This window comes from Streptomyces alkaliphilus (assembly GCF_014141535.1).
Classification (GTDB): Bacteria; Actinomycetota; Actinomycetes; order Streptomycetales; family Streptomycetaceae; genus Streptomyces; species Streptomyces alkaliphilus.
Genome location: NZ_VKHT01001350.1, coordinates 1 through 1,068, shown reverse-complemented (window position 1 = coordinate 1,068; position 1,068 = coordinate 1). Strand labels below are relative to the sequence as shown.

The following is a 1,068-nucleotide window of genomic DNA, read 5'->3' as shown; positions in this document are numbered from 1 at the left end:
GCCCGGACCGGCCGGCTTCCGGAACCGGGGGAGTGGTGGGCACCGGGAGACCTCGAGGACCGCCCCCGTCCGGCGGGGGCCCCGTCACCGGAGAGCGCCCCGGCTCCTCCCGGCGAGGGGGCCGGGCCTCCTCGCACCCCGGACGCCCCGGAGGAGGCCACCGGAGCCGGCGGTGGACAGGAGGGGACCCTCCGGCCGGACCGGGGCCCGGGGGAGCCCGATCACGTACCCGTCCCCGGTCCCGCCGGGGCCGGCCTCGCCGACGCGATCGCCCGGTTGCGGTTGCGCTGCGGGATGGAACCGCGGACCCTGCTCGCCCTGACGGTCCTCCTCGTGGTGGCGGTCGGCTTCGCCGTGCACCACTGGTCCTCCTCACGCCCCCGGCCGGTCCCGGTCGCCGCCGACTCCCCGCTGCCGGCCGACGGCACCGCACCCGGAGCCGACCGGGCGCAGGCGTCGGCGCCGGTGGAGGAGGAGCTCCCCCTGGTGGTGGACGTGGCGGGAGAGGTTCGCAACCCCGGCCTGCACACCCTCCCACCCGGCTCGAGGGTGGGGGACGCCATCGAGGCGGCCGGCGGCCTCCTGCCGGACGCGGACCCGGGAGCGCTGAACCGGGCACGCCCGATCATCGACGGCGAGCACATCCCGGTGGGCGCGGCCGGGGCACCGGAGGATCCCGCCGCTCCCACCGGGGGTGGCCCCGGCGGAGCCCCGCACAGCCCGCCGGGAGTGGCTCCCGACGGCCGCATCCTGCTCAACCTCGCGGACGCCGAGCTGCTGCGCGAACTTCCGGGGGTGGGTCCGGTGCTCGCCGGCAACATCGTCGCCCACCGGGAACGCCACGGCCCCTTCGTCTCGGTCGAGCAGCTGTTGGACGTCTCCGGGATCGGGCAGCGGCGCCTGGAGGACGTCCGGGACCTGGTGGTGATCCCGTGAACCCCGACACCCGCGCCACCCCCTCGCCCCTTCGTCGTGATCCTCGTTCCGGCGCTCCCCCTCCGCCCGGGAGTTCCCGGCATCCGCTCCACGCCGGCGCGGGCCGGCTGGGTGTCGCCCACCCGCGCGAGG

Annotated in this window: 1 protein-coding gene; it reads left to right on the top strand. The window is 77.9% G+C overall.

What is annotated here, in order from left to right; all coding sequences use genetic code 11:
* On the top strand, window positions 1-936 hold a 936-nt coding region (locus FNQ90_RS24415), incomplete at its 5' end, for a ComEA family DNA-binding protein (RefSeq protein ID WP_228471570.1).
* Window positions 937-1,068 lie beyond the last annotated feature (132 nt).